At 66.1% G+C, this 7,761-nt stretch carries 8 protein-coding genes and 1 pseudogene; 6 read left to right on the top strand and 3 right to left on the bottom strand.

Going from position 1 to position 7,761, the window contains the following annotated elements:
- The 3 genes from VMJ11_RS03740 to VMJ11_RS03730 form a co-directional block, all read right to left on the bottom strand.
- Window positions 1-356: metal ABC transporter permease (locus VMJ11_RS03740; RefSeq protein ID WP_325617029.1), on the bottom strand; the 356-nt coding region annotated here is incomplete at its 3' end.
- Complete coding sequence (locus VMJ11_RS03735) at window positions 349-1,356, bottom strand: ABC transporter ATP-binding protein (RefSeq protein ID WP_325617027.1); 1,008 nt, start codon at window positions 1,354-1,356, stop codon at window positions 349-351. The genes VMJ11_RS03735 and VMJ11_RS03740, both read right to left, overlap by 8 nt.
- Window positions 1,357-1,380: 24 nt before the next feature.
- A complete protein-coding gene (locus tag VMJ11_RS03730; RefSeq protein WP_325617025.1) occupies window positions 1,381-2,370 on the bottom strand; it encodes a metal ABC transporter solute-binding protein in 990 nt (329 codons plus the stop codon).
- A gap of 342 nt (window positions 2,371-2,712) precedes the next feature.
- Here VMJ11_RS03730 and VMJ11_RS03725 point away from each other — a divergent pair, with 342 nt between their 5' ends.
- From VMJ11_RS03725 to VMJ11_RS03700, 6 genes and pseudogenes are all read left to right on the top strand, one after another.
- Window positions 2,713-3,516, top strand: coding sequence for an L-iditol 2-dehydrogenase (locus VMJ11_RS03725; protein ID WP_325617023.1), 804 nt, complete (start codon window positions 2,713-2,715; stop codon window positions 3,514-3,516).
- A gap of 73 nt (window positions 3,517-3,589) precedes the next feature.
- Window positions 3,590-4,924: a sugar ABC transporter substrate-binding protein gene (locus tag VMJ11_RS03720; protein ID WP_325617021.1), complete on the top strand. Its 1,335-nt coding sequence runs from the start codon at window positions 3,590-3,592 to the stop codon at window positions 4,922-4,924.
- A 179-nt stretch (window positions 4,925-5,103) separates the two neighbouring features.
- Window positions 5,104-6,045 carry a carbohydrate ABC transporter permease gene (locus VMJ11_RS03715; RefSeq protein WP_414694289.1) on the top strand — a complete coding sequence of 314 codons (942 nt, stop codon included), beginning with the start codon at window positions 5,104-5,106 and terminating at the stop codon, window positions 6,043-6,045.
- 65 nt (window positions 6,046-6,110) lie between these two features.
- Window positions 6,111-6,911: a carbohydrate ABC transporter permease gene (locus VMJ11_RS03710; protein ID WP_414694290.1), complete on the top strand. Its 801-nt coding sequence runs from the start codon at window positions 6,111-6,113 to the stop codon at window positions 6,909-6,911.
- The gene (locus tag VMJ11_RS03705) at window positions 6,911-7,618 is read left to right on the top strand and encodes an HAD family phosphatase (RefSeq protein WP_325617015.1); all 708 of its coding nucleotides are present in this window, start codon (window positions 6,911-6,913) and stop codon (window positions 7,616-7,618) included. Before VMJ11_RS03710 ends, VMJ11_RS03705 begins: the two co-directional genes overlap by 1 nt.
- A 27-nt stretch (window positions 7,619-7,645) precedes the next feature.
- Window positions 7,646-7,761, top strand: a pseudogene (locus VMJ11_RS03700) (ABC transporter ATP-binding protein); the annotation flags it as partial.

Here is a 7,761-nt window from a genome sequence, read left to right as displayed (position 1 = left end):
TTGCCGAACAGCAGCGCCGTGACCTGCGTCGCGTATGCCGTGAAGAAGTGCAGGAACAACAGGCCGAAGCCGAGCGCGAGCGACAGGATCACGCCGATCGCGACATCGCGGCCCTCGAGCTTTTCGCCGAGTGCCCCCATCGAGACGCCGGCGGCGAGCGTGAAGCCGACCATGCCCCACATCGGCGAAACGCCGAGCAGCACGGCGCCCGTCGCGCCCGTGAAGCCCACGTGCGAGAGCGCGTGGCCCGCGAAGGTCTGCCCGCGCATCACGAGGAAATAGCCCACCACGCCCGCGAGCACCGCGACGATGCCCGAAGCCGCGAAGGCGTTCACCATGAAATCGTATTCAAGCATCGTGCGTGTGGCCGTGTGCGTTGTCGTTGTTCTGGCCGTGCGAGTTGCCGTGCGAGTTGCCGTGCGTATGGCCGTGGTGGTGCCCGCCGTGGCCGTGATCGTGCGGATGGTCGTGCTCGTGCTCGTGGTCGTGCTTTTCGACCTCCACGTCGCCCGACATCACAAAGATGCGGCCCTTCATGCGCATCACCTCGATGGGTGAGCCGTAGAGGCGCGAGAGCACGGGCGCGGTGATGACTTCGTCCACGCTGCCGAGCGCCGCGACGCCATTGCCGAGGTAGAGCACGCGGTCGAGCGCGTTGAGCAGCGGATTGAGCTCGTGGGCGGAGAACAGCACGGCGATGCCGAGTTCGCGCTGTACGCGGCGCACGAGTTCGACCACGCCGCGCTGGTGGTTCGGGTCGAGGCTGATGAGCGGTTCGTCGAGCAGCAGCAGCTTCGGGTCGCCGAGCAGGCATTGCGCGAGCAAGAGGCGCTGACGTTCGCCGCCCGACAGCTCCGAGAGCGGGCGATCCGCGAGCGCGCTCGCGCCCACCAGCTCGAGCACGCGGGCGACGTCGGCGCGCGTGGCGGCGTCGGCGCGCGGCAGGCCCCAGCGGTGACCGTCGGCGGCCATCGCCACGAAGTCGCGGCCGCGCACGCGGCGGCTCGCGAGCGCGGTGCGCGTCTGCGGCATGTAGCCGATCTTCGCGTTGCCACGCGCGACCGGCTCGCCCAGCACGCGGATCGCGCCGCGCGCAGCCGGCACGAGGCCGAGAATCGCGCGCATGAGGGTGGTCTTGCCCGCGCCGTTGGGACCCAGCACGCCGATGAATTCGCCCTCGTTCACCGCGAAGTTCGCGTCGCGCAGGATCGTGCGCTCGCCAAGCGCGAGCGTCACGCCCGCGAGCGTGAGCACGGGCTTCACCGCGTGGCGCGTCCCGTGTGCAGCGTGCGCGCCGTTTTCAGGCTTGGCGCCGGGTTGTGCGTGGCGCGTGGGCGAGGGGCTGGCCCCTGTCATGGCGTGTGTCCTTGCTTCAATAGGTTAATGCTGCGCCGGCGGGTTGCTTGCCAGCGCCTTGTCGAGCGCATCGAGCTGCGCGAGCATCCACTGCTGGAAATTCACGCCGGCCGGCTGCGTTTCGGTCACGCTCACCGCCGGCACCTTCGATTGCTTCGCCAGCGCAAGCATGCGCCGCGTGAGCGCTTCGGTCGCCTGGCTGTTGTAGATCAGCACGCGCACGCGGCGCTCGCGCAGGTCGCGCTCGAACGCGGCGATGTCCGAGGCGCTCGCCTCGGTGTCGTTCATCGTCGCGAGCTGGAAGCGCAGGTTGCGCATGTCGAGGCCGATCGCATCCGACATATAGCCGAACACCGGCTCGGTGGCCGTGACCGGTTGCCCCTGGTAGCGCGCGCGCAGCGCGGCGACCTTTGCATCGAGCGGTTGCAGCGAGGCGAGGAACGTCGCCAGGTTGGCATCGTACACGCTCTTGTGCGCGGGGTCCGCCGCGCCGAGCGCGGCGCTCACGGCGCGCGCCACGGCGGGCATGGTCTTCGGCTCGTACCACAGGTGCGGATTGTCGCCCGCCTTCTTGCCGACGAGGTCCGCCGCGACGATCGTCGTGCGCGCGCCGCCGTTCTTCGCCCCTTGCGTGGCGCCAAGCAGCTTGGCCATCCACGGGTCGTAGTCGGCGCCGTTGTAGACCACGACGCGCGCGTTCTGCAGCGCCCGGGCGGTCTTCGGGCTCGCCTCGAAGAGGTGCGGGTCCTCATCGGGGTTGCTCAGGATGCTCGTCACGTCCACGTAGCTGCCGCCGATCTGCTTGACGACGTCGCCGTAGAAGTTCTCCGCGGCGACCACAGGAATCGCCGTGCCGCTCGCCTGCGCAGCGAGGGCGGCGCTCGCGCCGCCGAGCGTCGCACCCAACGCGAGCGAGAGGCCGGCTGCAAAGCGCGCGAGCGCCGGCGCGAAGCGAGGGCGCTCGCCTGCTGCGGCAGGCCGATGGGTACGGCTCGCGAGGGAAAACGTGATCATGGTTCTATCCTTGTTCTGAACCGGGCATCGATGAGGGCACGCCCGGGTTCGAAGTGCCAGGGTGCCGCGAAGGCGAGATGATATAACGTATCACTTCGATTGGCGAGTCAGCTCGCCTGGCGGCCAGCGGGGCCGGATTCGCAGGCCGCAGCCAGCCGGGGCTTGCGCGTCGCACCATCGAAATCTCACCCAATCGCGCTTGTTCGCCTTGACAGGTTTCTACGCGTGTCCGATCATTCGATCACCAATCGAGCAAATGCTCGCATGTTGGGCGATCGCTCAGGTGCCCCTCGGCGCTGTGTGCCGGGCGCGCCCAGCACGAAACAAATCGGAGACAACCCTGTGGCACATTCCGCGAGCCAGGCAGCAGGACGTTTGCAGGACAAGGTGGCCGTGCTGACCGGCGCGGCGAGCGGCATCGGCGAGGCGGTCGCCCGGCGCTATCTGGACGAAGGCGCGCGCTGCGTGCTCGTCGACGTTAAGCCCGCGCAAGCCATCGCGCCCGCGCTGGCTACCGCGTACCCCGAGCGCGTGTCCGCGCTCACCGCCGACGTCACGCGCCGCGAGGACATCGAGCGCATCGTGGCGGGCGCGGTGGAGCGCTTTGGCCGCATCGATATCCTCTTCAACAATGCGGCGCTCTTCGACATGCGCCCGCTCCTCGACGAATCCTGGGACGTGTACGACCGCCTCTTCTCCGTGAACGTGAAGGGCATGTTCTTCCTCATGCAGGCCGTGGCGCGCCGCATGGTCGAGCAGGGACACGGCGGCAAGATCATCAACATGTCCTCGCAGGCCGGCCGCCGCGGCGAAGCGCTCGTTTCGCACTACTGTGCAACCAAGGCCGCCGTGCTGAGCTACACGCAGTCGGCGGCGCTCGCGCTCGCGGCGCACCGCATCAACGTGAACGGCATCGCGCCGGGCGTGGTCGACACACCGATGTGGGAGGAGGTCGACGCGCTTTTCGCCCGTTACGAGCATCGCCCCATCGGCGAGAAGAAGCGTCTGGTGGGCGAGGCCGTGCCGCTCGGGCGCATGGGCCTGCCCGAGGATCTCACGGGCGCGGCGCTCTTTCTCGCTTCTTCCGACGCAGACTACATCACCGCGCAGACACTGAACGTCGACGGCGGAAACTGGATGAGTTGACCCATCGCGCAGCCCTGGCACGACGCAACACGACAGCAGCACGACATAACGCAACGAACAAGGAGACAACGCCATGAAACCAGCTTTGAAGACAGCCGCGGTGTGCATAGGTCGAGCGGTGAGTGCGGGCGCACTCGTCGCCGCGGCGAGCGCGGCGCACGCGCAGACCGTGACGATCGCCATGTTGAACAACCCGGACATGATCGAGCTGAAGAAGCTCTCGCCGGCCTTCGAGAAGGCCAATCCGGGCATCAAGCTGAACTGGGTGATTCTGGAAGAGAACGTGCTGCGCCAGCGCGCGACCACCGACATCACGACCAACAGCGGCCAGTTCGACGTGATGATGATCGGCACCTACGAGGCGCCGCAGTGGGGCAAGCGCGGCTGGCTCGTGCCGATGACGAACCTGCCGGCCAGCTACGATCTCGACGACGTGGTGAAGACCGCGCGCGACGGCCTGTCGTACAACGGCACGCTTTTTGCGCTGCCGTTCTACGTCGAAAGTTCGATGACGTATTACCGCAAGGACCTGTTCGACAAGAAGGGCCTGAAGATGCCCGAGCAGCCGACCTATGACCAGATCAGGGACTTCGCCGACAAGCTCACCGACAAGTCGGCGGGCACCTACGGCATCTGCCTGCGCGGCAAGGCCGGCTGGGGCGAGAACATGGCGTATGTCACGACGGTCGCGAACACGTTCGGCGGACGCTGGTTCGACGAGAAGTGGCAAGCGCAGCTCACCTCGCCCGAGTGGAAGAAGGCCGTGAACTTCTATGTCGACATGCTGAAGAAGGACGGCCCTCCGGGAGCGAGCTCGAACGGCTTCAACGAGAACCTCACGCTGATGTCCTCGGGCAAGTGCGCGATGTGGATCGACGCGACGGTGGCGGCCGGCATTCTCTACAACAAGCAGCAGTCGCAGGTGGCCGACAAGATCGGCTTCGCAGCCGCGCCCACGGAAGTCACGCCCAATGGCGCGCACTGGCTGTGGTCATGGGCGCTCGCAGTCCCGAAGTCGTCGAAGTCGCAGGACGCCGCGAAGAAGTTCATCGAATGGGCCACGTCGAAGGAATATGTCGAGATGGTCGCGAAGGACGAAGGCTGGGCGTCGGTGCCTTCGGGTACGCGCATTTCGACGTACCAGCGGCCCGAGTACAAGCAGGCCGCGCCGTTCTCGGACTTCGTGCTGAAGGCGATCCAGACCGCCGACCCGAATCATCCGACCATGAAGCCGGTGCCGTACACGGGTATCCAGTTCGTCGGGATTCCTGAATTCCAGTCGTTCGGTACGGTCGTGGGCCAGAGCATCGCGGGTGCCGTGGCTGGACAGATGAGCGTCGACCAGGCGCTGAGCGCGGGCAATGCCGCCGCCAACCGCGCCGTGCAGCAAGCCGGGTATCAGAAGTAAGGCTGCGAAGTAAGGCTGCGAAGCAGGGCTGCAAAGCAGCGCAGCAAAGCCATGCGTGAAGCAACGCAGTCAACGTAGTACCGCGAGCGCGCGCCGGCCACCCGGCGCGGCGCGCGCTCCCGCGAAGCCGATGCGCCGCCATGTCCCCCGCAGGCGCGCAACAGAGAAGGGTGGTCCTCATGCGTCATCTCCATCTCCCCATGCCAACATTCAATCGAGCGCGCACCCCACAGCCCCAGCAGGTTCAAACGCGGCACTCGGCGTCACGCTGGCTCGTCACGCCGTCCGTCGCGGTGCTGCTGTTGTGGATGACGATTCCGCTCGCGATGACGATCTGGTATTCGTTTACACGCTACAACCTGCTCAACCCCGACCTCAAGGGCTTTGCAGGCTTCGACAACTACAAGTTTCTCGCCACCGATCCCTCGTTCGTGCCGTCGATCGTGCACACCATCGAGCTGATCGTGGCCGTGCTCGCGATCACGGTGATCGGCGGCGTGCTGATGGCCGTGCTATTCGACCGCAAGTTCATCGGGCAGGGCGTGGCGCGGCTCTTCGCGATCGCACCGTTCTTCGTGATGCCCACGGTGAGCGCGCTGATCTGGAAGAACATGATCCTGCATCCCGTGTACGGGCTCGTGGCCGTGGCGATGCGCGCGGTGGGCCTGACGCCGATCGACTGGTTCGCCGTCTATCCGCTCACCGCCGTCATCATGATCGTGGCGTGGCAGTGGCTGCCGTTCGCATTCCTCATTCTCTTCACGGCGATCCAGTCGCTCGACCAGGAGCAGAAGGAAGCCGCGAAGATCGACGGCGCGGGCGCCATCGCCATGTTTTTCTACATCACGCTGCCGCACCTGCGGCGCGCGATTGCCGTGGTCGTGATGATGGAAACCATCTTCCTGCTCTCGATCTTCGCCGAGATCTATACGACGACGGGCGGCGGTCCCGGCAACGCAACCACCAACCTCACTTACCTGATCTACTCGATGGGCCTGCAGCAGTTCGACGTGGGCATTGCGTCCGCGGGCGGCATTCTCGCCGTCGTGCTCGCGAACATCGTGTCGTTCTTCCTCGTGCGGATGCTCGCGCGCAACCTCAAAGGGGAGTACGAAAAATGAGCCAGATTACCGCTACGCCCGCGCAATCGCCCGATGCGGTCAACCGTTCCTCGCCGCTCAAGTTCATCGGCCGTATCCTGCCGGGGGTCTTTGCGTGGATCATCGCGCTCGCGCTGTTCTTCCCGATCTTCTGGATGACGATCACGGCGTTCAAGACCGAGCAGCAGGCCTACGTGCCTTCGCTCCTCTTCGTGCCGACACTCGACAGCTTCCGTGAAGTGTTCGCGCGCAGCAACTACTTCGCGTTCGCGTGGAATTCGGTGCTGATTTCGGCCGGCGTGACGATCGTGTGCCTGATCCTCGCCGTGCCCGCCGCCTACGCGATGGCGTTCTTCCCCACGCAGCGCACGCAGAAGGTCCTGCTGTGGATGCTCTCCACGAAGATGATGCCGTCGGTGGGCGTGCTCGTGCCGATCTATCTGCTGTGGAAGAACTCGGGGCTGCTCGACACCGTGACCGGGCTGGTGATCGTCTACACGCTCATCAATCTGCCGATTGCGGTGTGGATGGCGTTCACCTACTTCAACGAAATTCCGCGCGACATTCTCGAAGCCGGGCGCATGGACGGCGCGGCCACGTGGCAGGAGATCGTCTATCTGCTCATGCCGATGGCGGTACCGGGCCTCGCGTCCACGGCGCTCCTCCTGATCATTCTTTCGTGGAACGAAGCGTTCTGGAGCATCAATCTCTCCAGCTCGAACGCCGCGCCGCTCACGGTGTTCATCGCCTCGTACTCGAGCCCCGAAGGGCTCTTCTGGGCGAAGCTCTCGGCGGCTTCGCTGCTGGCGGTGGCGCCGGTGCTGATCGTCGGCTGGCTTTCGCAGAAGCAGCTGGTGCGCGGCCTCACGTTCGGGGCGGTCAAGTAATGAGCACAGCGCAAAAGGCGACGCGCTTTCAGGCCCTGATCTGCGATTGCGACGGCGTGCTGATCGACAGCGAAGCCGTGGCGGCCCGCGTTCTCGTGCGCGAGCTCGAAGCGCGCTGGCCCGGCGCGGACGTCACGCCGGTCTTGATGCCGCTGCTCGGCCAGCGTATCGAGCGCGTGCTCTCCGGCGCGGGCACGGCGCTCGAGCGCAGCCTCACCGCGGCCGACGTCGACGCGATCCGCACGGTAGCCGAGGCCGAAGCGCGCGAGGCGCCGCTTTTTCCCGGCGTGGTCGCGGCGCTCGACGCCGTGATGCTCACGAAAGCGTGCGCGAGCAACAGCTACACCGCCGTGGTGCGCGAGGTGCTGGTGCGCAATGGGCTCGTGCGCTTTTTCGGCGAGCGCGTGTATTGCGCCGACATCGTCGCGAGACCCAAGCCCGCACCCGATGTCTATCTCGCGGCGGCGCAGGGCATGGGCCTCGTGCCCGCAGTTTGCCTCGTCGTGGAAGACAGCGTGACGGGTGTGAGCGCGGCGCGCGCGGCAGGCATGACGGTGCTCGGCTTCGTGGGCGGCACGCACGTGGGCGGCGACGCGCACGCGCATGAGCTGCGCGAGGCCGGCGCGAGCGAAATCTTCGACGACATGAACACGCTGCCCGAGCGGGTGGCGCAATGGATGAACAAGGCGCAAGCGCGCTCGTATTGAGCGCTTTCGCCACAACGGAGACACATCATGGCAAGCGTGATCCTTAGAGATGTACTGAAGCGCTACGACGACAACGAAGTGCTGCGCGACGTGAATCTCGACATCGCCGACGGCGAATTCGTCGTGTTCGTGGGCCCGAGCGG

The sequence above is a fragment of the Paraburkholderia sp. genome (assembly GCF_035501035.1).
Classification (GTDB): domain Bacteria; phylum Pseudomonadota; class Gammaproteobacteria; order Burkholderiales; family Burkholderiaceae; genus Paraburkholderia.
The sequence above is the reverse complement of the archived record's forward strand: the minus strand, read 5'-3'. Positions and strand labels throughout refer to the sequence as shown.